Source organism: Micromonospora inaquosa (assembly GCF_003857055.1).
Classification (GTDB): Bacteria; Actinomycetota; Actinomycetes; order Mycobacteriales; family Micromonosporaceae; genus Micromonospora; species Micromonospora inaquosa.
In genome coordinates, this window is the sequence record NZ_QGSZ01000190.1 from 1 (window position 1) to 21,717 (window position 21,717).

Annotated in this window: 22 protein-coding genes and 1 pseudogene; 9 read left to right on the forward strand and 14 right to left on the reverse strand. The window is 72.5% G+C overall.

Annotated features, from left to right (window positions below):
- Positions 1-298: 298 nt before the first annotated feature.
- The 3 genes from DLJ59_RS12040 to DLJ59_RS12050 form a co-directional block, all read right to left on the reverse strand.
- A complete protein-coding gene (locus tag DLJ59_RS12040; RefSeq protein WP_124772592.1) occupies positions 299-1,096 on the reverse strand; it encodes an isocitrate lyase/PEP mutase family protein in 798 nt (265 codons plus the stop codon).
- Positions 1,093-2,043 (reverse strand): cytochrome P450, encoded by a 951-nt coding sequence (locus tag DLJ59_RS12045; RefSeq protein WP_244235977.1) that lies wholly within the window; start codon positions 2,041-2,043, stop codon positions 1,093-1,095. Before DLJ59_RS12045 ends, DLJ59_RS12040 begins: the two co-directional genes overlap by 4 nt.
- Positions 2,044-2,202: 159 nt before the next feature.
- Positions 2,203-2,946, reverse strand: a complete 744-nt coding sequence (locus tag DLJ59_RS12050) for an ArsR/SmtB family transcription factor (protein WP_124772594.1) — start codon at positions 2,944-2,946, stop codon at positions 2,203-2,205.
- A gap of 126 nt (positions 2,947-3,072) precedes the next feature.
- On the opposite strand from DLJ59_RS12050, the gene DLJ59_RS12055 reads away from it, so the two are divergent.
- The gene (locus DLJ59_RS12055; protein WP_124772595.1) at positions 3,073-3,741 is read left to right on the forward strand and encodes a glycine-rich domain-containing protein; all 669 of its coding nucleotides are present in this window, start codon (positions 3,073-3,075) and stop codon (positions 3,739-3,741) included.
- A 24-nt stretch (positions 3,742-3,765) separates the two neighbouring features.
- On the opposite strand, the gene DLJ59_RS12060 is transcribed toward DLJ59_RS12055, so the two are convergent.
- From DLJ59_RS12060 to DLJ59_RS12075, 4 genes are all read right to left on the reverse strand, one after another.
- Complete coding sequence (locus DLJ59_RS12060) at positions 3,766-4,284, reverse strand: 2'-5' RNA ligase family protein (RefSeq protein WP_124772596.1); 519 nt, start codon at positions 4,282-4,284, stop codon at positions 3,766-3,768.
- Positions 4,285-4,344: 60 nt separating this feature from the next.
- The gene (locus tag DLJ59_RS12065) at positions 4,345-5,544 is read right to left on the reverse strand and encodes a low temperature requirement protein A (RefSeq protein WP_124772597.1); all 1,200 of its coding nucleotides are present in this window, start codon (positions 5,542-5,544) and stop codon (positions 4,345-4,347) included.
- 102 nt (positions 5,545-5,646) lie between these two features.
- On the reverse strand, positions 5,647-6,252 hold the full coding sequence (locus DLJ59_RS12070; protein WP_124772598.1) for a response regulator transcription factor: 606 nt from the start codon (positions 6,250-6,252) through the stop codon (positions 5,647-5,649).
- A complete protein-coding gene (locus DLJ59_RS12075; protein WP_124772599.1) occupies positions 6,249-7,403 on the reverse strand; it encodes a sensor histidine kinase in 1,155 nt (384 codons plus the stop codon). The genes DLJ59_RS12070 and DLJ59_RS12075 overlap by 4 nt, the downstream gene beginning before the upstream one ends.
- 132 nt (positions 7,404-7,535) lie before the next feature.
- On the opposite strand from DLJ59_RS12075, the gene DLJ59_RS12080 reads away from it, so the two are divergent.
- Both DLJ59_RS12080 and DLJ59_RS12085 read left to right on the forward strand, forming a co-directional pair.
- Positions 7,536-8,465: a hypothetical protein gene (locus DLJ59_RS12080; RefSeq protein WP_208648652.1), complete on the forward strand. Its 930-nt coding sequence runs from the start codon at positions 7,536-7,538 to the stop codon at positions 8,463-8,465.
- A 105-nt stretch (positions 8,466-8,570) separates the two neighbouring features.
- The gene (locus tag DLJ59_RS12085) at positions 8,571-10,316 is read left to right on the forward strand and encodes a DEAD/DEAH box helicase (protein ID WP_244235978.1); all 1,746 of its coding nucleotides are present in this window, start codon (positions 8,571-8,573) and stop codon (positions 10,314-10,316) included.
- 48 nt (positions 10,317-10,364) lie between these two features.
- On the opposite strand, the gene DLJ59_RS12090 is transcribed toward DLJ59_RS12085, so the two are convergent.
- The 4 genes from DLJ59_RS12090 to DLJ59_RS12105 all read right to left on the reverse strand — a co-directional run bounded on the left by DLJ59_RS12090 (position 10,365) and on the right by DLJ59_RS12105 (position 15,056).
- Complete coding sequence (locus DLJ59_RS12090) at positions 10,365-10,769, reverse strand: DoxX family protein (RefSeq protein WP_124772600.1); 405 nt, start codon at positions 10,767-10,769, stop codon at positions 10,365-10,367.
- Positions 10,770-10,899: 130 nt separating this feature from the next.
- Positions 10,900-13,230 carry an endopeptidase La gene (gene lon, locus DLJ59_RS12095; RefSeq protein ID WP_124772601.1) on the reverse strand — a complete coding sequence of 777 codons (2,331 nt, stop codon included), beginning with the start codon at positions 13,228-13,230 and terminating at the stop codon, positions 10,900-10,902.
- A 141-nt stretch (positions 13,231-13,371) separates the two neighbouring features.
- A complete protein-coding gene (locus tag DLJ59_RS12100) occupies positions 13,372-14,241 on the reverse strand; it encodes a manganese catalase (RefSeq protein ID WP_124772602.1) in 870 nt (289 codons plus the stop codon).
- An 83-nt stretch (positions 14,242-14,324) separates the two neighbouring features.
- Positions 14,325-15,056: a sensor histidine kinase gene (locus DLJ59_RS12105; protein WP_124772603.1), complete on the reverse strand. Its 732-nt coding sequence runs from the start codon at positions 15,054-15,056 to the stop codon at positions 14,325-14,327.
- A gap of 98 nt (positions 15,057-15,154) precedes the next feature.
- Here DLJ59_RS12105 and DLJ59_RS12110 point away from each other — a divergent pair, with 98 nt between their 5' ends.
- Both DLJ59_RS12110 and DLJ59_RS12115 read left to right on the forward strand, forming a co-directional pair.
- Positions 15,155-15,763: a response regulator gene (locus DLJ59_RS12110; protein ID WP_244235979.1), complete on the forward strand. Its 609-nt coding sequence runs from the start codon at positions 15,155-15,157 to the stop codon at positions 15,761-15,763.
- A 144-nt stretch (positions 15,764-15,907) separates the two neighbouring features.
- Complete coding sequence (locus tag DLJ59_RS12115) at positions 15,908-16,255, forward strand: histone-like nucleoid-structuring protein Lsr2 (RefSeq protein ID WP_124772605.1); 348 nt, start codon at positions 15,908-15,910, stop codon at positions 16,253-16,255.
- A gap of 116 nt (positions 16,256-16,371) precedes the next feature.
- Here DLJ59_RS12115 and DLJ59_RS12120 read toward each other — a convergent pair whose 3' ends face one another.
- A complete protein-coding gene (locus DLJ59_RS12120; RefSeq protein WP_341869584.1) occupies positions 16,372-17,319 on the reverse strand; it encodes a hypothetical protein in 948 nt (315 codons plus the stop codon).
- Positions 17,320-17,924: 605 nt separating this feature from the next.
- Positions 17,925-18,797: a DUF2726 domain-containing protein gene (locus tag DLJ59_RS12125; protein WP_124772607.1), complete on the reverse strand. Its 873-nt coding sequence runs from the start codon at positions 18,795-18,797 to the stop codon at positions 17,925-17,927.
- Positions 18,798-18,961: 164 nt separating this feature from the next.
- On the opposite strand from DLJ59_RS12125, the gene DLJ59_RS12130 reads away from it, so the two are divergent.
- The 4 genes from DLJ59_RS12130 to DLJ59_RS12145 are packed head-to-tail and all read left to right on the forward strand — an operon-like array spanning position 18,962 to position 20,610.
- Positions 18,962-19,153: a hypothetical protein gene (locus DLJ59_RS12130; RefSeq protein ID WP_124772608.1), complete on the forward strand. Its 192-nt coding sequence runs from the start codon at positions 18,962-18,964 to the stop codon at positions 19,151-19,153.
- A complete protein-coding gene (locus DLJ59_RS12135) occupies positions 19,150-19,530 on the forward strand; it encodes an Asp23/Gls24 family envelope stress response protein (protein WP_124772609.1) in 381 nt (126 codons plus the stop codon). The genes DLJ59_RS12130 and DLJ59_RS12135 overlap by 4 nt, the downstream gene beginning before the upstream one ends.
- A 1-nt stretch (position 19,531) precedes the next feature.
- Positions 19,532-20,053: a DUF6286 domain-containing protein gene (locus tag DLJ59_RS12140; RefSeq protein ID WP_124772610.1), complete on the forward strand. Its 522-nt coding sequence runs from the start codon at positions 19,532-19,534 to the stop codon at positions 20,051-20,053.
- Positions 20,050-20,610 carry a hypothetical protein gene (locus DLJ59_RS12145; RefSeq protein WP_124772611.1) on the forward strand — a complete coding sequence of 187 codons (561 nt, stop codon included), beginning with the start codon at positions 20,050-20,052 and terminating at the stop codon, positions 20,608-20,610. The genes DLJ59_RS12140 and DLJ59_RS12145 overlap by 4 nt, the downstream gene beginning before the upstream one ends.
- A 40-nt stretch (positions 20,611-20,650) precedes the next feature.
- Here DLJ59_RS12145 and DLJ59_RS12150 read toward each other — a convergent pair.
- A pseudogene (locus DLJ59_RS12150) lies at positions 20,651-21,606 on the reverse strand (TerC/Alx family metal homeostasis membrane protein).
- Between the last annotated feature and the right edge of the window lie 111 nt (positions 21,607-21,717).

A 21,717-nucleotide genomic window follows, 5' to 3' on the forward strand; every position in this document is an offset into this window, starting at 1 on the left:
CACCTGAAGTGATCAAGAGGTTTGCGTCACCGGAGCGGCTCCGGATGACGCAAACCTCTTGATCAACAGGGTGGGCGGGGGTCACGGGACCAGGCAGCCGACGACCGGCTTCGTGAGCGGCGCGGACTGGTTGCGCGGGAGAGCCGCCTGTGATGTCGTCAACGATTCAGCTCCAAAGGCGCCGACCTCCACCTCGCCCACCGGCGCCGGGTGACCGGGCCGCCGCCGCGCGGGCCGGGGGCAGCCGGCGGACACCGTCGGGGCGCCGGCCGCCATCGTCAGTCGCCGTCAGTCGCCGTCAGTCGCCGTCAGTCGGCACCAGCGCTTGCACCTCGGCGTACGACGGCAGCCCCGCCGACGCGGTGGGCCCGCCGACGCGGATGGCGTCGGCGGCGTCGAGCGCGGCGCCCAGCGCGGCCCGGAACAGCAGCGAGCCGGTGCTGACCCGGGCCACCCCGGCCCTGCCCAACTCGGCCAGCCCTGGCCCGCCGGGCGAGTGCAGCGCGTTCACGGGCGCGTCGAGCCGCTCGGTGAGCACTCGCAGCGTCGCGTCGTCGACGGTGCCCGGCACGAAGATCCCGTCCGCGCCGGCCGCCCGGTAGGCGTGAGCGCGGGCGAGGGCCTGCGGCAGCGGGTCGGCCACCGCGAGCCACCACGTGTCGGTGCGCGCGTTGACGAACAGGTCCGGCACCGCCGCCTTCACCGCCGCGATTTTGTCGGCGACGCACTCGGGGTCGGCCAGCGTGCCGTCCGGGCGGCCGTCCTCCAGGTTGATCCCGACCACGCCGAGCCCGGCCAACTCCGCCACGTACGCGGCGACCTCCGCCGGGTCGTCACTGAACCCGCCCTCCACGTCCACGCTGAGCAGCACCGGCAACCCGGCCAGCCGGCGGGCCAGGGCGAGGGTCTCCCCCGCGGTGGCCGCCGTGCCGTCGGGAAGGCCGGTGGTCGCGGCGACACCGAGGCTGGTGGTGCCGATGGCCGGGTACCCACGCGCGGCGAGCGCCGCCGCCGAGGCGTTGTCCCACGCGTTGGGCAGCAGCAGCGGGCGGCCGGGGCGGTGCAGGGCGTGGAACGCGGCACGACGGTCGATCATCGGACGCTCACCTCCAGATGTGTCGGTACACGCAGGGTCGGGTGCGGCTCGTGCCGCAACAGGGTCGGGTGACGCCGGCAGCGTTCCCGCAGCACGTCGAGCACCCCGGTGGCCAGCGCCAGGGCGTGCCGGTCGCCGGGGCAGCCGCGCTCCCCCGTCCCGAAGGTCAACAGCCCGGCACCGGGCCGACCGGGCTGGAACCTCGCGGGGTCGATGAACGCCTGCGGGTCACGGTTGGCCGCGTCGAAACGCAGCAGGACCGGGCTACCCGCCGGCAGATCCTGCCCGCCCAGCCCGACCGCGTCGACGGTGACCCGTCGGGTGGCCCGCACCGGCGGGTCGAGGCGCAGCACCTCGGCCAGCAGGTCGACCGTCCCTGCCGTGGCCGGCATATCCGGGCCGGCCGGGGGCAGCAGGTGGTGGGCTGCGGCGCCGATCAGGCCGGCGGTCGCGTCGCACGCCTGGACCAGCAGACCGATCAGGTTCGCCCGTACCACCGGCGGGCCCTCCGGTGCGAGCTCCAGCAACGCCGCCACCGCCCGGTCGGCCCGCGCGGTCAACGCCGGATCCACCCCCGGGTGGTACGCCGCCGCGACGACCGCGACCGCCGTCCCGGCGGCTGCCGGATCCGCGAAACCGAGGCGATCGGCCAACGCCCGCAGCGGCACCGGCCGGGCCAGTTCCCGGACCACGTCGACCCGGTCGCCGGCCCGGTCGACGAGAACGGCCACGGTCAGCCGCGCCGCGTCGTGTCGCAGCTCGTCCGGGTCCAGCGGGGCCAGCGCCGTCACCGCGACCGCCCGACGATCAGCGTGCTGTCGCGGTGGACTGAACCGGCTGACCGTGGCGCGCAGCCAGGCGAGGGTGCCGAACGGGCCGCTGTGGACGGGCGGCACCTGGAACGCCGGGTCGGTCAGCGCGGTGCGGAGGTCAGCGTGGCGGGTCACCGTCCAGCCGCGCTCCGGTTCGAACGAGGGCGGTCCACACGCGGGTGTTCCCGGGGCAGGCGCGATAACGGGCCAGTTGTCTGTCACCGCCCGACCGTAGGGCGCGAACCTTTCGCCCCGCACCGAACGATCGAGCCGCGGTCACCTGCGGGTCGCCCGTCAGGCGCGGCCGCTCGTCGACGGCGAGGCTACCGGCGGGTCGAGGGTGTGGTCGGGGATGGCCAGGGCCGCGGCCAGGTCACGGCTGCCGGTGGGCGTGAGACGGACGGCGCGGCCGGTGCCCCGGCTGATCCAGCCCAGGTCGATGAAACGACGGCAGAGCGCCGCGCCGAGCGCCCCGGCCAGGTGCGGGCGGCGTTCGGTCCAGTCCAGGCAGTCGCGGACCACCGGGCGACGGGCGGCGCGCAGCACGTCCACGGGTACGCCCAACCCGGCCGCCCAGGTCCACCCGTCGGGCGTCAGCGCCAACCCGCTGGACCGGTCGAGCCGGCCCTCGCTGAGCAGCGCGTCGTACATCAGCACTCCCAGCCGCCCGGCGAGGTGGTCGTAACACGTCCGGGCGTACGCCAGGGAGGCGGTGGCGGTGACCGCGCGCAGCGACCCGGTCGGTGTGGGGGTGGCCGGGGCGTGCCCGGCCAGGTCCTCGATCAGCTGGGCCACCGACGGCCCGGCCAGACGCAGGTAGCGGTGCCGGCCCTGCCGTTCCTCGACGAGCAGCCCGCCACGGACCAGTCGGGTGAGGTGGTCGCTGGCCGTCGACGCGGCGACCCCGGCGCGCCGGGCCAGCTCACCGGCGGTCCACGCCCGCCCGTCGAGCAGCGCCACGCACATCCCGGCCCGGGTGCTGTCGGCCAGCAGTGCCGCCAGCTCGGCCATCCCCCGACCGTCGGTGCCAACACTCATCGCCCCAGTCTAGGAAAACGGCAGGCCGGCCTGCTTGCCCACTGCCTTACTCTGAAGGGGCCGCGACGCCATTCCGGCAAGTCGGGGCCTTAGCGCCCGCACCGCCGGGCGGATAGAAGTAACCGGATGATCTGGACGAAGTTCAGAAGCGACCGCACCCCTCGCCGACTCCGCGCCGTGTCCGACCTGCGGTTTCCTGCCAGCGGGCGCCAACATCTACGAAATCTGTATCCCCATTTCAGCGATGACGACATCGTTCTCGTCGAAACCGCGACCCGGCAGTGGTTCCGGATCATCGCCCGTCAGCCCCGCGCGAAGCTGTCGATGCCATCGGTGGCCGTGGCCGATCTGTGGCACGCGCTGACTCTGCACGCGCAGGACTACGCCACCTTCTGCGACGCCGCGTTCGGGCGCTCTCCGCATCACCAACCAAGCTCCGCGACAAGCGGTGACCCGACCGCCGCCAATCGCGGGCCCCTCCTGCTCGCCACGCTGAGCTACGGCCGCCGGGACGAGGGTTGTGGCCCGACCGGCCTTCCGCTGCTGTTCCGAGTGGACCACGAGCTCCGCGTCCAGGATGGCAACCGCTACCTGGCCGACTGCGGAGGTCGTGGTGAATGCTTCCCGGTTTCCGGCCGGGTCTGCCTGCAACACCTCGCCGGGCCGGGCAAGCGACCCAAACCGGCCGGCATTCGCGGCGACCTGCCCTTCAACGACGGCCGCCACGGCTATGCCGGCGGTGCAGGTGGCGGCGAGTTCAGCGGCGGGGGCGACGGCGGGGGCGGTAGCAACTGAGGTTCCGGACGACGCGCGACGACCTCAGCCGCGACCGGTCAACGAGGTCACCGACCGGTCCGTGCCGTCGTAGCTGCGAGCAGCGTCGAAAGTCCCCGTCGGGCGCTGTCCACCGGCGACGGCGCGGGCCAACCGCAGGTCCGCGTTGCGGAACCGCAGGGCCAGGCTCAGGTGCGGGACCCATGCGCCGGGCGCGTGCCACGGACGCTGCCCGTCGGCGTCGGCGAGAACATCCCAGACGGCGGCGTGCAGCGCGGTCAGCGCCGGGCTGGGTCGGACGAGCCAGACCAGTGGGGCGCTGCCGTCGAGAACGACGACCCGGTCGAGGGCCACCGGCACGGGCAGCATGGTGTCGAACAGCTCGGCCAGGCGGTGCTCGACCCCCGGCGGGAACTCGTCGACGGCGGCGAGGGTGAGGTGCGGCCGGTTGGTCGGGTGGATGTTGCGGGCCAGGCTGGGCAGCCCGGCGGCCGCCAGCCGGCCCCAGACCGCCCGGACCGCGACCTCCACACCGGGCGAGCAGACCAGTTCCACCGTACGCACGCGCCCACGCTAGCCGGACGGTCCACGCCACCCTCCTCGGATCGGCACCGTGCCGCTCCGTCACGCCGGGTACCGGCGTGGGCCGTCCTCGCCCGACACCGGGTTGACCTCACCCGCGATCCGGGCCCGATGGGTCAGGTCGAAGATGGCGACGACGGTGATGGCGGCCGCGCCCAGCAGGCCCACCGCCAGCGGTGGGAGTCGCGCCGCCACCGGGCTCAGGACGAGGCACGCCACCACGGCCGCGAGGCAGTGCCTCGTCAGGCGGCCAAACACCCAGATCTCGAAGAGCATCCGCCCGACGAGGAAGGTCAGCGGCCCGATCAGGATCGCCACGACGTTGCCGGCCGACCGCTGCCCGCCGGGCTCCTTGAGCATCAACTCGCCGCCGATGCCGGTGAGCAGGATGCCCCCCACCATCACCAGGTGGGTGTAGCTCGCCCGCAGGTTCAGCCGGTACGGGTCCGCCGCGGTGTCGATCTTCACGGCGAGGCTGCTCGTGGTGCGGTAGAAGTAGGTCCACCAGAGGAAGACCACCGTCCAGAAGGTGAGCAGGAACGCGGTGGTGTCCGCCAGGTCCCGCGCCGAGAGCCGGTAGAAGTTGGCGGTGGCCAGAATCGTCTCGCCGAGGGCCAGGATGATGAACTGCCGGTACCGCTCGTTGAGGTGTTCGCCCGAGAGGTGCCACTCGTTGGCCCGCGCCCGGCCGAGCCCCGGAACCGGCCACCCCAGGACCGGCCCCGAGTAGTCGATCGCCAGCGCAAACGCCCACAGCAGGACCCGGGCGTCGTCGCCGCTGGCCGCCACTCCGGCGAACCAGACCGTCCCGGACAGCAGATACCAGGCGAGTCCCCGGACCGGCCGACGCCAGGCCGGGGTGCCGCGCAGGTAGACGGCCATGATCAGGGTACGGCCGAGGTGAATGCCGAGGTACGCGCTCACGAAGACGAAGGCCTGGTCACCGAAGGCGTCCGGAACGTTGATGGACATCAGCAGACTGCCGAGCATCACGCAGATGATCAGAATCTGCACCGTGGGCCGTTCGCAGTCGAGGCTGTCGGTGGCCAGGTTGGTGTTGTACCAGATCCACCAGAAGGCGAGCAGGAAGATCACGGCCTGCGCGTCGGCGAGCAGGCTGGGCTCCTCGACCAGGGTCGCCGACAGCCGGCCGAGGGTGAAGATGAAGACGAGGTCGAAGAACAGCTCGACGGCACTGGACCGCACCGGGTCGACCGGACCCGCCGCGACTTTCCTGGGCATTTGCCCATCTTCGCAGTCGGTTGGGAGGCGAGGACTCGACTGCCTCTATTGATCAGCGTCCGTCCACTCACGCTTCGGGTCGTCCGCGAGGCGCGTCGACGGTCAGAGCCAGCCGTTGTCCCGGGCGGTGCGCACAGCCTCCGCCCGGTCGGCGGCACCGAGCTTCTGCACGGCGGCGGAGAGGTGGTTGCGCACGGTTCCGGTGGACAGGTGCACCCGACGGGCGATCACCGCGACCGGGGCACCCACCTCCACCAGCCGTAGCGTCTCCAGTTCCCGAGGGGTCAGCGGGCACGGGGGCAGGGACAACGCGTCGGCGGCCAACGAAGGATCGACGTAGCGACCTCCGGCGTGCACCCGCCGGATCACGTCGGCGAGCGCCCCTCCCGGCGAGCCCTTGGGCAGGAACCCCCGGGCGCCGGCGGTCAACGCCTGCCGCAGGTGCCCGGGACGACCGTGGCCGGTCAGCACGACCACCGCGCAGTCGGGTCGGACCCGGGTCAGCTCGGCGGCTACCGCGATGCCGTCCAAGCCGGGCATTTCCAGGTCCACCACTGCCACGTCCGGGCGGTGCGCCAGCGCCGCGGTGACGGCTGCCTTCCCGTCAGCGGCGTGTGCCACCACCTCGATGTCCGGTTCCAGGTCGAGCAGCGCGGCGACGGCGACCCGGATCAGGTCCTCGTCGTCGGCGAGCAGGACGCGGATCACGACGGCGCCGGCACTGTGGCTTCGAGGGTGAAAATCGCGTCCTCCCGGCGTACCCGCAACTCTCCCCCGGCAGCGGCGAGTCGGTCGGCCAGCCCCCGCAGGCCGTGGCTGTGGGCGTCCGGGCCGCTGTCGTCGGCGCCGTCGTTGGCCACCGTCATCCTGGCCACGTCATCCTCCCAGTCGATGCGGATCCGGCACCAGTCGGCCCGACTGTGCCGCAGCACGTTGGTGCTCGCCTCGCGCAGCACCGCCGCCAGTTCGATGGCGGCGGGTTGCGGCAGGTCCGCCGGTGGCGGCAGGACGGTGCACCGCACCCCGCAGGAGCGCAGCACCCCCACCACCGCGGTGAGCTGTTCGTCGAGGTCGACGGCCCGGTAGCCGTGCACTGTCTCGCGCACCTCGCTCAGCGCGGAGGCGGCCAACCGTTGCACCTCGGCGGCCTCCCGCCCGGCCCGTTCCGGGTCGACCGGGGCGAGTCGGGCGGCGAGTTCGGCCTTCAACGCGATCACCGTGAGCCGGTGCCCCAGCACGTCGTGCACGTCGCGGGCAAAGCGCAACCGCTCCTCGGCGGCGGCCAACCGAGCCTGCGCGGCCTGGCCCTGCCGGGCCTCCACGAGCAGGTCCCAGAACCAGACCTGGAACCCGTTGACGGCGGCCACTGCCGCGCCGATCCCACCGGTCACGGCGAGGTGGCGCGGAACGGAACCGCCGGTCCACCAGGCCACCGCGACCGCCACCGCCAGGACACCGACCGCGACCGCCAGCCCGGCCCGCCACCGCACCAGCAGCGGCGTCATGCCGATCAGCGCCGCACCGAGCCAGGCCCAGGTCGGCCACCTGCCGGCCGCCACCGGACCCACCAGCGGAACGGTCAGCACCGCCACCCCGACCAGGCTCAGCTCGGCCCGACGCCGCCAGCGCGGCTCGAGCCACGGCGTCACGGCCGCGTACAGCACGACGGTCTGGGCGATCACGAAGGCGAGGATGCCGACCGCGCCGAGTGTCACCCGGCCCGGGTCGGGCTCGCGGGTCAGGCCGACCGCCGGTAGCAGGACGCTCGCCCAGACGCCGGTGGCCAGCGACACCAGCGTCGCGGCCCGGGCGCGACGCAGCCGGTGGTCCGCCCGGGGAGTCACCGCCTCGCTCGACACGCACCGATCCTAGGACCGTCCCTGGCACGGTCCACCACTGCGAACCGTCACGGTTGGACCGTGCGGCCCGCACGGTTTTCCCGTGACAAACGGGTCTGCCGGCCGCACCGGGGCCACCGGCACTGTCGAGGCATGGAAAACACCCGGATGTACGCGGACAGCCTCACCGCCGTACCGTCGCCCGCGCCAGTGCCCACCGACGAGCCGGCCCCCGCGGCCCCGACACCGACCGCCGCGGCATCGACCGCCGCGGCACCGACCAGCGGCAGACGGCGGCTGCTGTGGCACCTGGGCGAGATGGCCCTGGCGATGGTCGCCGGGATGCTGCTGCTCGGGCCGTTGTGGGAGCTGGCCGGCACCGCGCTGGGCGTCGGCGACACGTTGGCCCGGCCGGAGGTCGCCGCCCTGGTGATGGCCACGAACATGACGGTCGGGATGACGGTGGTGATGCGCTACCGGGCGCACCGCTGGCTGGCGGTCGGCGAGATGGCCGCCGCGATGTACGTCCCGTTCCTGCTGCTGCTCGTGCCGTTTCGGGCCGGCCTGATCGACGCCGACGCCATGGTGCTCGGCGGTCACCTGCTGATGATCCCCGCGATGGTGCTGGTGGCGGTCCGGCACCGACACGAGACGTCGGCGCCGATACGTCGACACCCGGTCGTGGTGGCGTTCGGCCACCGCTGGCCGGTCGGTTTGGCGCTGCTGATGACCGTGGAGATGTGGGTCGACCCGAGCGTGCTCAGCCCGTGGACGATGCTGGTGCTGCCCGGCGGCTACCTGCTGATCGGCGTGGCCCGCCGCACGCTGGGCGGGCGGGGCGTGCTCGCCACCCAACTCGCCGGTCTGGCCGGCTGGGCCGCCCTGACGCTGGTCGCGGTGAAGGCCGGCGGGCGGACCGCCGACTGGCTGGTGGCGTTCGGGTGGTTGGCGCACGCGGGCTGGGACCTGGCGCACCACCGCAACCGCCGGGTGGTGCCGCGCGGCTACGGCGAGTTCTGCGTGGTGCTCGACGTGGCCCTGGCCGCGGTGATGGTGCTGGCCATCCTGACCACCGACGCCTGATCGAGGCCGCCGCCGGGGTCGTGGAACGGGCACAGCACGGGCTCGCGGACAGCTCTTGTGGCGGTCGCCGCAACGGCCCGGACGGCGTGATGAAAAGCTTGACGCATGAGTTCCGCACCTGCACAGCACGACGCACCGATTGACGCACCGATTGACGCCACCCCAGACGGCACCGAAGAGGTGAGCGCCTTCACCGAGCTCGGGCTGCGCACCGAACTGCTGGGCGCGCTCGCCGCCCTCGGCTACGAGGAGCCGACCCCCATCCAACGGGAGGCTATCCCACCGCTGCTGGAGGGTCGGGACCTGCTGGGTCAGGCGGCCACCGGCACCGGCAAGACGGCCGCGTTCGCGCTGCCCCTACTGAACCTCATGGCGGCGCACCGCCAGGGCGGCGACCCGGTGGCGCTGGTGCTGGTGCCGACCCGGGAGCTGGCGGTGCAGGTCTCCGAGGCGTTCCACCGCTACGGCAAGGACCTCGGCGCGCGGGTGCTGCCGATCTACGGCGGGCAGCCGATCGGGCGGCAGCTGCGGGCACTGGACAGCGGGGTGGACGTGGTGGTGGCCACCCCGGGGCGGGCCCTCGACCACATCGCCCGGGGCACCCTGCGCCTCGGCGGGCTGGCCACGGTGGTGCTCGACGAGGCCGACGAGATGCTCGACATGGGCTTCGCCGAGGACATCGAGGCGATCCTGGAGCACGCCCCGGCGCAGCGCCAGACGGTGCTCTTCTCGGCCACCATGCCGTCGCGCATCGACGGGATGGCCCGCCAGCACCTGCGCGAGCCGGTCCGGATCGAGATCGGCCGGGAGCAGCCCGTCGCGGGTGAGGCGCCCCGGGTGCGGCAGAGCGCGTACATCGTGACCCGGGCGCACAAGCCGGCCGCGCTGGGCCGGGTGTTGGACGTGGAGTCCCCGACCGCGGCGATCGTGTTCTGCCGCAGCCGCGAAGAGGTCGACCGGTTGACCGAAACGATGAACGGTCGGGGCTACCGCTCCGAGGCGCTGCACGGTGGCATGAGCCAGGAACAGCGCGACCGGGTCATGGGCCGGCTGCGGGCGGGCACCGCCGACCTGTTGGTGGCCACCGACGTGGCGGCCCGTGGGCTGGATGTCGAGCAGCTCACCCACGTGGTCAACTACGACGTGCCGTCGGCGCCCGAGTCGTACGTGCACCGGATCGGTCGGGTGGGTCGGGCTGGCCGCGAGGGCGTGGCGATCACCCTCGCCGAGCCGCGTGAGCATCGGATGCTCAAGACCATCGAGCGGGTGACCGGCCAACGGATCACCATCGACAAGATCCCCACTGTGGCCGACATGCGGACCCGGCGGCTGGAGCTGACCCAGGCGGCCCTGCGCGAGAGCCTGTTGGAGGACGACCTCGACCCGTTCCGGGTGATCGTGGAGACGCTGACCGACGAGTTCGACCTGATGGAGGTCGCCCTCGCCGCGGTGAAGCTGGCTCACGAGGTGACGTCGCCGGGCTCCGACGACGAGGTGGAGATCCCGCAGGTGCCGGTCCGCGGACCGCGCGAGGGTCGACCGGAGAGCGGCGGCCGGGGCGGCGACCGGCGGGGCGGGGGCCGGCCACGCTCCGGCGGTGGCAACACCGTCCAGGTCTTCGTGGGTCTGGGCCGACGCGCCGGGGTACGTCCGCAGGATCTGGTCGGCGCGATCACCGGGGAGACCGGCATCCGCGGCCGAGACATCGGCTCGATCGAGATCGCCGACCGGTTCTCACTGGTGGAGGTGCCGCAGGGGGTGGCCGACGAGGTGATCTCCGGGTTGCGCTCCAGCACGATCAAGGGCCGCAAGGCCACCGTGCGCCGCGACCGTGGCGGCGACGAGCGCTGAGCACGCTGCCGGCGACCGCCGGGGTACGACGGTCGCCGGCGATGAGGTTCAGAAGGCGTACGGCCCGAACCGGCCCCACGCCACCACGGCGGCGAGGACGAGCAGCACCGCGCAGGTGATCACGCCCTGGATCTCCTTCTGACGGCCGTCCTGCGTGTCCTGCTTCTTCAGGTCGCGCAGGTGCACCAATATGCCGCCGATCATGACGATGACCAGCCCGACGGCGGCTAGTGGGGTGAGCACTGTGGCGATACCGGTGAGTGGGGGCAGCACCAGCCCGATGGCGCCCACCACCTCGGCGGCGCCGAGCGCCTTGACCTGGGTCGGCGGGACCGGGTCCACCCACCGCATCAGCTCGCGCAACTTGTCCTTGGGCTGGGTCAGCTTGGCGAAGCCGGCGCCGGCGAAGACGACAGCGAGCAGGATCTGGATGATCCAGAGCACCACGTTCACGGGGGTTCCTCCGAGGGGACGCCTCACGGCGAAGAGGTAGTTGAGGGTTCAAGCGAGACAGTAGACCTCTGTCCGCGTACCAAAGGACCCCCGCCGTCGGAAGACGGCGGGGGTCCTTGTGGTCGGAGCCTCAGACCGTGAAGAGCGCCGGACCGTCCAGCGTCTTCACGTCGGCCGGGCGCAGCGCCAGGGCGAGCACGTCGGCCACGTCGGCCAGGGTGTGCACGGTCAGCGCCTCGCGCACCTCGGTCGGCAGGTCGTCCAGGTCGGGCTCGTTGCGGGCCGGGATGATCACCTCGGTGAGGCCAGCCCGGTGCGCGGCGAGCAGCTTCTGCTTCACCCCGCCGATCGGCAGCACCCGCCCGGAGAGCGTCACCTCGCCGGTCATCCCGAACTCGGGGCGGACCGGCCGGCCGGTGACCAGCGACGCCAGGGCCGTGACCATGGTGATGCCGGCGCTCGGGCCGTCCTTGGGCACCGCGCCCGCCGGGAAGTGGACGTGGATCCGGCGTCCGGCCAGCACGTTCGGGTCGATGCCGAACCGCCGCCCGTTGGAGCGCAGGTAGGACAGCGCGATGTGCGCGGACTCCTTCATCACGTCACCGAGCTGACCGGTCAGGGTCAGCCCCGGCTCGCCCTCCATGCTGGTCGCCTCGATGAAGAGCACGTCTCCACCGGCGCCGGTGACGGCCAGGCCGGTCGCCACGCCGGGCACCGCCGTGCGCTCGGCCGACTCCGGGGTGAACTTCGGTCGACCCAGGTAGGTGGCCAGGTTGTCGGTGTCGACGCGTACCGGCGACGGGTCGGTCGCCAGTGTCACCGCCACCTTGCGCAGGATCTTGGCCAGGCCACGTTCGAGTTGCCGGACGCCGGCCTCCCGGGTGTACTCCCCCGCGATCAGCGCCAACGCCTCGTCGGCGATCTCCACCTCGTCGGCGGTCAGCCCGGCCCGCTCCCGCTGCCGGGGCAGCAGGTGGTCCCGGGCGATGGCGACCTTCTCGTCCTCGGTGTAGCCGTCGAGCATGACCAGCTCCATCCGGTCCAGCAGCGGGCCGGGGATGGACTCCACCACGTTGGCGGTGGCCAGGAAGAGCACGTCGGACAGGTCGAGGTCGACCTCCAGGTAGTGGTCCCGGAAGGTGTGGTTCTGCGCCGGGTCGAGCACCTCCAGCAAGGCGGCGGCCGGGTCACCGGCGTAGCCGGCGGCCAGCTTGTCCACCTCGTCGAGGAGCACGACCGGGTTCATCGAACCGGCCTCGCGCAGCGCGCGGACGATCCGACCGGGCAGCGCACCCACGTAGGTGCGCCGGTGCCCGCGGATCTCCGCCTCGTCGCGGACGCCGCCGAGCGAGACCCGGACGAAATTGCGCCCGAGCGCCCGCGCCACTGACTCGCCGAGGCTGGTCTTACCCACCCCGGGAGGGCCGGCGAGGGCGAGTACCGCGCCGGAGCCGCGACCGCCGACCACGCCGAGGTTGCGCTCGGCACGCCGGTTGCGCACCGCCAGGTACTCCAGGATGCGGTCCTTCACGTCGGCCAGACCGGCGTGGTCGGCGTCGAGAACCGCCCGGGCCGCGGCCAGGTCGGTGTTGTCCTCGGTACGCGTGCCCCACGGCATCTCGAGCACGGTGTCCAGCCAGGTACGGATCCAGCCCGCCTCCGGGGAGGCGTCACTGGCCCGCTCCAGCTTGCCGACCTCGCGCATGGCCGCCTCGCGTACCTTCTCGGGCAGCTCGGCGGACTCGACCCGGGACCGGTAGTCGGCGGAGCCGTCCGGCTCGTCCTCGCCCAGCTCCTTGCGGATCGCGGCCAGCTGCTGACGCAGCAGGAACTCGCGCTGGGACTTCTCCAGCCCTTCGCGGACGTCACTGTTGATCTGCTCGGTGACCTCCTGCTCGGCGAGGTAGTCCTTTACCCAGCCGACCAGCAGCTCCAGCCGGGCGGTGACGTCCGGCGCGGCGAGCAGTTCGTTCTTCTGCTCCAGCGTCAGCCAGGGCGCGTAGCCGGCCGAGTCGGCCAGCTCGGAGAGGTCGGTCATCCGCTCCACCGCGTCGATGACCTGCCAGGCGCCCCGCTGCTGCAGCACGGAGGTCACCAGGGCGCGGTACTCGCGGGCGAGTTCCCGGGCCCGACCGGCGTAGGCGGGTTCGTCGAGTTCGGTCGCCTCGACCCAGAGGGCGGCGCCGGGGCCGGGCACGCCGGAGCCGATCCGGGCCCGGGACAGGCCACGGATGACGGCGGCGGGCTCACCCTCGGGCAGTCGGCCGACCTTTTCGATGGTGGCGACCACGCCGACCGGCCCGTACTCGCCGTCGATGCGCGGCACGGCCAGCAGCTGTCGGTCGCCGGTCGCCCGCGCCGCGTCGATCGCGGCCTGGGTGGTGGGGTCGAGGGTCACCGGGATGACCATGCCGGGCAGCAGCACGGCGTCGGTCAGGGGAAGTACCGGAAGAGTTGCCATCGAACACCTGCTATCGCGTTGAGTTGAGCGTGTCTCACTCAAGTAACAAAGCGTTCCCCTTGTTCCGGCCTGTGACCCAGACCACTCCTTCACGTGATCCGTCGGGTCGCCCGGGACCGGCGGGCGACCCGACGAGGCACCTCAGCTGAGCTTGCTCTTCACCGTGTTCACGACCGAACCGGCCACCCCCGGATTGGTGCCGTACAGGCGGGGGTCACCCGGGGGCAGCACCGGTTCCGGCGCGTTCGCCCGCGGGTTGTCGTCGTACCGGAACTCGCCCTTGCCGTCGGGCGACGGCCCGGACGCCCAGCGTCCCTGGGCGGCGTCGGTGCCCGAGGAGAAACCCAGGTAGGTGTAGCCGTACTCCTCGGTGAACTCGCCCGAGTCCGGAAACGCCTCCGGCACCGGCATCTCCTCCAACCCGTCCTCCTTGAGCTGCTCGATCGCCGCCAGCCACATGTTCTGGTGCATCGTGTCGCGGGCCAGCAAAAAGCGCAGCATCTGCTTGACACCCGGGTCGTCGGTCATGTGGAACAACCGGGCGACCTGGAGCCGCCCCTGCGCCTCGGCGGTGACATTGAGCTGGAAGTCGGCCAGCAGATTGCCGCTGGCGGTGACGAACGCGCCGCTCCACGGCACCCCGTTCGAGTCGGCGGGCAGGGCGCCACCACCGCCGTGGATGAAGTGCGCCGGGTTCTCGCCGGCGTAGGTCGCGGCGCCTCCGGGATCCTCCGCGATCCCCTCGGTCAGCGACAGCGGCGCGTTGTCCAACAGCCGGGTGATCATGGTGACGATCATCTCGACGTGGCCCATCTCCTCGGTGCCGACGTCGAGCAACAGGTCCTTGTACTTGCCGGGCAGCCGGCAGTTCCAACCCTGGAAGAGATACTGGTTGGCGACTGTCATCTCGCCCCACTTGCCGCCCAACACCTCCTGCAAGCGGCGGGCGAACGCCGCGTCCGGGCCGTCTGGTTTGGCCTCGAACTGCAGATCCTTGACGTGGCTGAACATCCAACCTCCTCGGTACCAGAAATAGGTAGCGAGGCCGTTCCCGCTGCGCTGACCCGAGCGGGCCAACCGGTGTCCCGCCCGGGTCAGCGCGGCGGACGAACCAACGGCAGCAGCACCTCCAGGGCCACTCCACGGGGGCGCAGCCGGTGCGCCCGCAGCGCTCCCCCGTCCGTCGCGACGAGCTGCCGGGCGATCCACAGGCCCAGACCGGACATCCCGACGGCCGGCGCCGGACGCCGCAGCGCGACCAGCAGCGCATCGTCGACCCGGCCCTCGTCGGTGACCAGGATGCTCACGCCGGTGCCGCGCACTGTGGCGTATAGCCCGACCTGCCCGTTCGGCGGACCGTGCCGCAACGCGTTCTGCACCAGGTTGACCAGCACCTGTCGAGTTCGTCCGGCCGGCACCGGGCAGGAGGCCGCCCGTCGGGTGGCCCGTGCCCGCCGACGGCCGGCCGGCACCAACGCGGCGGCCTCCCGCAGGATGCCCGCCAGCGCGACGACCGGCTCCGGCTGCGAGGTCAACGTCAGCGCACCGGTGCTGGCGGTCGCGTCGCGCAGCAGACTCTGCAGGTGGGCGGCCTGGTCGCGGGCCAACTCGCTGATCGCCCGCCGGTCGTCACTGGTCAGCTCCCGACGCTCGTCGGCCAGCGCGCGGGTCAGCGAGGTCAGGGTGCTGACGGGCGTTCGAAACTCGTGGCACAACACCCGCAGCAGCAACTCCGAATCAGCCTCCGTCGGTCGCCTCTCGCCGGGCGTCGACTCGATGGGGTGCAACCCTCGCAGCAGGTCCCGCAAACCGTGCCGTACGCGCATCCACCCGACTCCTCTCGTTCGGTGCGAACCCGCATGATCGGTACCCGCTGGGGAACGGCCCAGACATGCCGGGAAGCACCACCTTGCGACTCGTAGTCGTGGACGATCACCCCCTTTTCGTCCGCGGCCTGGAGTTGCTGCTCCCGATCACCAGCAACGGCCGCGCCGAGGTGGTCGCCTCGACCGGTGACGCCGCCGCCGCGGCGGCGCTGGTCAACAGCTGCCGCCCCGACCTGGCCCTGGTCGACCTGCACATGCCTCCGCCGGGCGGCATCCGCGCGGTGGCAGCGATCCGTCGGACCACCCCACGGGTACGGGTGGTCGCGATGTCCGGCTCCGCCGCCCCCGCGTCGGCGGTGGAGGCGCTGCGGGCCGGTGCCGAGGGATTCCTGCCCAAGACCAGTGAACCGGAGGAGTTGCTGCCCCCGCTGCTGGCCATCCTCGACGGCTGGGCGGTGCTGCCGGCCGAACTGCTTCGCGCCATGCTCCGGCCCACGCGCTGCCCGCCCGTCGACCTCGACGGCGAGGAACGGCGGCTGCTGCGGGCCATCGCCGTCGGCCGCAGCACCATCGACATCGCCGAAGAACTGCACGTCTCCGAACGGACTGTGAAACGCATGACCGCCGCGCTGCTGCGCAAGTTGCGCGTCTCGAACCGGGCCGAGGCGGCCGCCGTCGCCGGTCACAGCGGCATCCTCGGGGAATGAAGCCCCGACATCGGGCCGATTCACGGTTTTGCTCGGTAACGGAATCGCGACGCGCCGAATGAATGGAAGGCATATTGTTGCGGATTACCGGGGTGATAGGTCAGACTTTGGACACATCCCGCCGCACACAGGGAGTAATCGGCAATGGCGAGAAAAGTAATCACGGTCCTGACCGACGACCTCGACGGTGGGAAGGCCGACCGGACAGTTGAGTTCAGTCTCGACGGCGTGGCCTACACGATCGATGTCTCCGACGAGAATGCCGGGGTCCTGCGCAAGGCGCTCGATCCGTACATCAATGCGGGTCGGCGGATCGGGCGCGGTCCGGTGGAGAGCGCCCGTTCAGTCCGCCGGCCCGGGCGACCCGTCGGCGCGGGAATGGATCGGGAGCAGAACCGGGCCATCCGGGAATGGGCCGTCAAGAACGGCTACAAGATTTCCGAGCGTGGCCGGATCCCGGTTGAGGTCGTCGAGGCGTACAAGAGCCGCTGACACGACTCGACGACGGGGCCCCGCCGGAAACGGCGGGGCCCCGTCGTGTGTCCGGGCGCCCGAAGCGACGCGGCGGCCGGCCACCCGGGGTGGCCGGCCGCCGTTGATACGTCAGCTCAGTTGACGTCGATGCGCACCGAATCGAAGGCGGGGGTCTGGTTGGCCCGCTCCATCATCGGCAGGCGGTGCGAGCCGTCACCGGCCCAGACGGAGCACTGGGCGGTACCCGACTCCGCCAGGCCCGGAACCTGGATCGTCACCTCGTCGGGCTGAGCGCCACCGCGGCCGTCCTCGGTCGCGACGAAGAACGCCGGCACCTCCTGCGGCTCCGGCGGAGCGGTCAGGCTGTCCAACATCCGGCAGGCGGTGTGGAAGTGACCGCGGACCAGGCCCTGGTCGTTGAGCAGCGAGCTCTCCACGTAGTAGCCACCCTGACCGGCGGCCAGGAAGCGGTCCCGGATCAGGTTGCGGGTGCTGACCCGCAGGGTGAAGGGCTGGTTCTGGGCAACCTGCTCGGGGAACTGGGTGATCAGCAGCGACGGGTTGTTGGCCGCCGCGCCGACCTCACCGAACTCGGTGCTCACGCAGCGGTTGCCGGTCTGGAAACCGTCGTGCGGCTGGAGCCGGCTCTCGTCGCAGTCGTTGGCGAGCACGCCGAGCCCGGCGCCGGGCTCGGCGCCGCCGCCGTTGTTCCCACCGCCATTGTTGCCGCCACCGGGGGTGGTGGGCGTGCTGCCACCGCCGTTGTTGCCACCCGTGTTGCCGGTGGGCTGCACCTGGCACTCGGCGAGCTGGGCGAGGCCCTGCGGCCGGGGTCCGACCCGGTCGATGGCGGTGGTGATCCGGTCCAGCACGGCGCGCCGCTTGCCGGCCAACGGCTGGAGGATCGCACTGCGGATGAATGCCTCACCCTTGTTGCCCTCGGCGGCCAGCCGACGGTCCGCCTCGGCGATCTGGGTCTGCAACTGGGCGAGGTTGCGGTCCACCTCGGCCCGCGCCCGGTTCGGCACCTGCGGCAGTTTGGCCGCCACATCCGGGCAGGCGATGGCAGTACCGGTGCCCACCGTGCCGTCCTTGCCGTCCTCGCACTCGGGGACCGACTGCTGTCCGTCACCCCAGTGATTACGTACCCATCGACCGTTCTGCCAGGTCCGAGTGGTCGAACCGGCGCCGGTCGGCGCGGTCGCGCCCGGGCTCGGCTCCACGCACTGCCCCGCAGCCGGACGTGGCTTATTTGTCCGCCGGTCCTGGGCCGACGAAATCTGAGTCACGGCGACAACTCCGCCGAAGACCGCGAGCGTGCCGACAACTGCCAGCAGACGCTTGCTCCGCGCGTTGCCGGAAGGCCGGCGCGCCCGAGTGGACCTGCGCATCGAATTGCTCTCCTTCTCGATCCGGTAGTAAATTTCTGCCCTCGGCGGACCGACGGATGTGAGGTGGCACGGCCGCGGCAGGGACCCACCGTGACCTACCCGGTAATGCGTCGATGGCCGACGATGCCCTTTCCGCACCGTCTCCCGCGCCCGGTGGACGCGGATGGGGAGATCCTGTTCATTCGCGCAGGAGTACGGGGCCCCGGCCGGGAAGGTTCAACTGACGCACAGGAAATTGCCGCGACCCGGCACGGAGCCGGCGCGGAGCGGGGATCAGCAGGCGAAACGGGCGCTGGTCAGTCGGCGCAGAGATGGTCGAAGGCGAACCCGCCGACCAGTTCGTGGCGGCGCTCGCTCAGCGCGACGATCTGCGCGGTCCACTCGGCGCGCGGCAGCAGGTCCGCGACCGCGTTCTCCCGCAGTCGCTCCCCCACGGCGACGGCGGCGAGATCCTCGGCCAGCCGCGCCGCGTCGATACCGCAGGAGAAACGGTGTTCGGTCACCGAGACCTGTTCGATGAGGCACGCGTCGGGGCGTACCTGCACCCAATTCCACCCCTGCGCCGGCCCGTCCACCCAGCGGACGTGCAGCCCTCGCACGATCGGGTCGGCCACCTGCCCGGCCACGTACGCCTCGACCGCCGCCGCGCGGGTCAGCGCGCCGAGGTCGTTGACCGGTCCGGTACGCCCGTCCGGCAGTCGGCCCAGGATGTCCCGGAAGCCCACCGGCGCCGGTTCGGATCCGGCTGCGGTCCCGCCCGCGGCGTAGACGCGCGCGTCGATCACGTACTCGACCAGGCGGCGGCCGTGCTCGACGGCCCGCAGCGTCGGCGAGCCGATCCGCAGCACGGGCAGGCCGGCGGCGGCGCTCACCGCGTCCTTGAGTCGCTCCACGCGCTGCTCCGCCGAGGCGGCGGACGGCACCGGGCCGATCTCCACGGCGACGACCGGACGGCCGGTGTCGGCGGCGTAGACCACGAAGTCGAAGCTGGCCCGGCTCGCCGAGGTCCACTGGCTGCCGGTGACACCGGCTGGGCGGCCCTGGACCAGATCACTGAGCCGGCGGGCCGGCAGGACCCAATGGTCGGCGCGGCTGAGCAGGGCGTCGTGCCCCGCCTCGGCGGGCATCGCCCGCAGCCAGCCGCGGTCGTCGCTGCCGATGCTCGTCATCTGCCTGATCCATCCGCCGGTCGGTCGAGCCGGGCCGAGTCTAGGTGGTCGATCATGGGCCACCGACTTCTGATGTGACCGGGATCACAGCAGTGCCGACGTTCCAGGGATGGCCGCCGGGTGTATCCAGCGACCGCCGGTACCGGACCGGCCCGGAGGTGAGCATGTCGCGACAGCAGTTCGGCTTCCTCGCCGGGTTCCTCGCCGTGGCGGTCTGGGCGCTCGCCGGCACCGGCGTGGCCGCCCTCGCCGTGCTCGCCGGCCTACTCGGCTGGCTGGTCGTCCGGGTCCTCGACGGCGACCTCGCGGTGACCGGTCTCGGCGACCGCCGCGCCGACGCTCGGCGACGCCGATGACCACCCGGCCGTCCACGGGGTCGGACACCGGCACCGGACTGGCCGCCGGGACGACCGGTCCGGAGCGCCGCCCGGACGACCCGGCGGACGTCGCGCGGATCGCGGCGCAGGCGGCCAGCCTCGTGCCGGGCGTGTCCGTCGTCCGCCCGGCGGCGGTCCGCCTGGACGACCGGTCCGTCGGACTCGACCTGCACCTGATCACCTGGTACGGGCACAGCGTGCCGACGATCGCCGAAACGGTCCGAACGGTGGTCGCCGACCGGGTGGCCGCCCAGACCGGGCTCACCGTGGCGGTGGTGACCGTCACCGTGGACGACCTGCTCGTCCCCGGCGTCGACTCCTCCGCAGCCGGCGCCGCCGCACCGGAGGACGGCTGAGATGCGCACCGCCAACCGGGTCGCGTCACTGCTGCTGGGCACCGCGCTGCTCGTCGGCGGCGCGGTGACAGCCGTCCAGGCGGTGCTGCTCACCCTGCACCGCCCGACGCCGCTGGACACCAGCGGCTGGTTCGACGCGGTGAGCGGCACCCGGTGGCACGACCCCGCCGTGCGAACCGTGGCCGGTGGGGCGCTCCTGCTGGGCCTGGCCCTCCTCGCCGCCCAGCTGCGCCGCTGGACGCCGGTCCGCCTGCGCGCCGACGAACGCGACGGCTGGTACCTGCACCGGCGTTGTGTGGAACGCCGGCTCGCCGACGCCGCCAGCGCGGTGCCGGGCGTCCGCCGTGCCCGCGCCCGGCTCCGCCGGCACGACGGCCAGTGGCGTCCCCGGGTCCGCGCGAGCGGCGACCCGGCGGCCCGGGCGGAGATCGAGTTCGCCGTGCACAAGGAATTGCACAGGCTCACCGCGCCCCACCCTTCCCGGGTCGACGTCCGGCTGCTGCCTCGACGGAGGCCGGCGTGACCAACGCCGGGCACCGACTGCTGTGGACCATCATCGCGCTGCTGCTGGTGGCGGGCGGCGCGGCGGCGCTGGCGGCCAGCCTCGGCACGCTGCCCGGCGTCGACCCGGCGTCGCTGCTGCTCAGCGCCGACCTGATCGACCGGTGGCGGATGACCGCGCCGTGGAGCACCCTGGCCGCAGCCGTCGCCGGGGCGCTGTTCGCACTGGCCGGGCAGCACCTGCTGGCCCGGGAGCTGCGGGGCCCGGGTGGCACGCTGCGCGGCACTCTGAGCCAGCCCGGACGCCGGCCGGGCCGGACCCGGGTGGCCGCCGACATTCTCACCGACGCGCTGGTCCGCGACCTGACCGGCAACCCCGGGGTACGCCGGGCCCGGGTGGTGCTCACCGGCGCGCCACCGCACCCCGACGTGTGGATCCAGGTGGACCTCACCGCGGACGCGCCACCCGCTGGCGTACGCGAACACGTGCACGCCGCGGTCCGCCGATTCGCGGCGACGACCCAGTGCCAGCCCGCGCACCTCGACGTGACCGCCCGCATCGAGCCCGGCCGTCAGTGACCCGGCCGCCGACCCGAGCGGCATGATCGGTGCCGGCGGCTCAGCGGTCGGTGGGGCGCCGGGCGGCCACGGTGCTGGCGCCGATGGAGACCGCCAGGGTCAGCACCACCACGGCGAGGGTCAACCAGACCGGCAGCTTGCCCACCGGAGTCTCGGCGAGAATCAGCTTCAGCCCGGCGAAGGCCAGCAGCAGCGCGAGCCCGTACCGCAGGTAGCCGAAGTGTCGCAGGAGGCCGGCGAGGCAGAAGTAGAGGCTGCGCAGCCCCAGGACGGCGAACGCGGTGGCCGTCCAGACCAGGAAGGTGTTGGTGGTGATGGCGAGGATCGCCGCCACCGAGTCGATGGCGAAGACCACGTCGGTGGCCTCGATGGCGACGAGCGCCACCAGCAGCAGCGTCGCCACCCGCCGATCGGCCACCCGGGCGGTGAACCGGCCGCCGTGGTAGCGGGCGTCGGTGGGCACCACCCGCCGGAACAGCCGGACCACGACGTTGCGTTCCGGGTCGACGTCGGGCTTTCCGCGTACGGCCAGCCGCCAGCCGGTCCAGATCAGGAACGCGCCCAGCACGAATCCGGCCCAGGTGAGCCGGTCCAGCAGCTCGGCACCGGCGAAGATGAACAGCAGCCGGAAGACCAGCGCGCCCACGACGCCCCAGAACAGCACCTTGTGCTGGTAGCCCGGCGGCACCTGAAAGTAGCCGAAGAGCAGCGCGAAGACGAACACGTTGTCCACCGAGAGCGCCTTCTCCAGCAGGTAGCCGGAGAAGTACGCGATGGCCGGGTCACCGCCGAGGCCCCACCAGACGACCAACCCGAACAGCAGACCCGCGCCGATCCAGACGGCGCTCCACAGCAGCGCCTCGCGAAGCTCGATGACGTGGTTGTCCCGGTGCAGGAGCACATCCACGGCGAGCATCGCCCGATCACCGCGCCGACCACCGCCCAGGCCCACAGCGGGACCGCGACCGTCGCCTCAGCCACCGACGCCCTCCGCATCGACCACCGCCCGCTACCAGGCCGGCCGGCCCGTTCCGAGCCTAGGTCAACGCCCGCCCCGGCAGCGGGCGGTCCGACGAAGTCGCGACGGACCGCCCGAACACCACCACG

Excerpts from the sequence above, each read along its gene's own strand:
- DLJ59_RS12040 (WP_124772592.1), bottom strand. The coding sequence starts at position 1,096 with ATGATCGACCGTCGTGCCGCGTTCCACGCCCTGCACCGCCCCGGCCGC.
- DLJ59_RS12050 (WP_124772594.1), bottom strand. The coding sequence starts at position 2,946 with ATGAGTGTTGGCACCGACGGTCGGGGGATGGCCGAGCTGGCGGCACTG.
- DLJ59_RS12055 (WP_124772595.1), top strand. The coding sequence starts at position 3,073 with ATGATCTGGACGAAGTTCAGAAGCGACCGCACCCCTCGCCGACTCCGC.
- DLJ59_RS12065 (WP_124772597.1), bottom strand. The coding sequence starts at position 5,544 with ATGCCCAGGAAAGTCGCGGCGGGTCCGGTCGACCCGGTGCGGTCCAGT.
- DLJ59_RS12080 (WP_208648652.1), top strand. The coding sequence starts at position 7,536 with ATGGAAAACACCCGGATGTACGCGGACAGCCTCACCGCCGTACCGTCG.
- DLJ59_RS12085 (WP_244235978.1), top strand. The coding sequence starts at position 8,571 with ATGAGTTCCGCACCTGCACAGCACGACGCACCGATTGACGCACCGATT.
- lon (WP_124772601.1), bottom strand. The coding sequence starts at position 13,230 with ATGGCAACTCTTCCGGTACTTCCCCTGACCGACGCCGTGCTGCTGCCC.
- DLJ59_RS12100 (WP_124772602.1), bottom strand. The coding sequence starts at position 14,241 with ATGTTCAGCCACGTCAAGGATCTGCAGTTCGAGGCCAAACCAGACGGC.
- DLJ59_RS12105 (WP_124772603.1), bottom strand. The coding sequence starts at position 15,056 with ATGCGCGTACGGCACGGTTTGCGGGACCTGCTGCGAGGGTTGCACCCC.
- DLJ59_RS12115 (WP_124772605.1), top strand. The coding sequence starts at position 15,908 with ATGGCGAGAAAAGTAATCACGGTCCTGACCGACGACCTCGACGGTGGG.
- DLJ59_RS12125 (WP_124772607.1), bottom strand. The coding sequence starts at position 18,797 with ATGACGAGCATCGGCAGCGACGACCGCGGCTGGCTGCGGGCGATGCCC.
- DLJ59_RS12130 (WP_124772608.1), top strand. The coding sequence starts at position 18,962 with ATGTCGCGACAGCAGTTCGGCTTCCTCGCCGGGTTCCTCGCCGTGGCG.
- DLJ59_RS12135 (WP_124772609.1), top strand. The coding sequence starts at position 19,150 with ATGACCACCCGGCCGTCCACGGGGTCGGACACCGGCACCGGACTGGCC.
- DLJ59_RS12140 (WP_124772610.1), top strand. The coding sequence starts at position 19,532 with ATGCGCACCGCCAACCGGGTCGCGTCACTGCTGCTGGGCACCGCGCTG.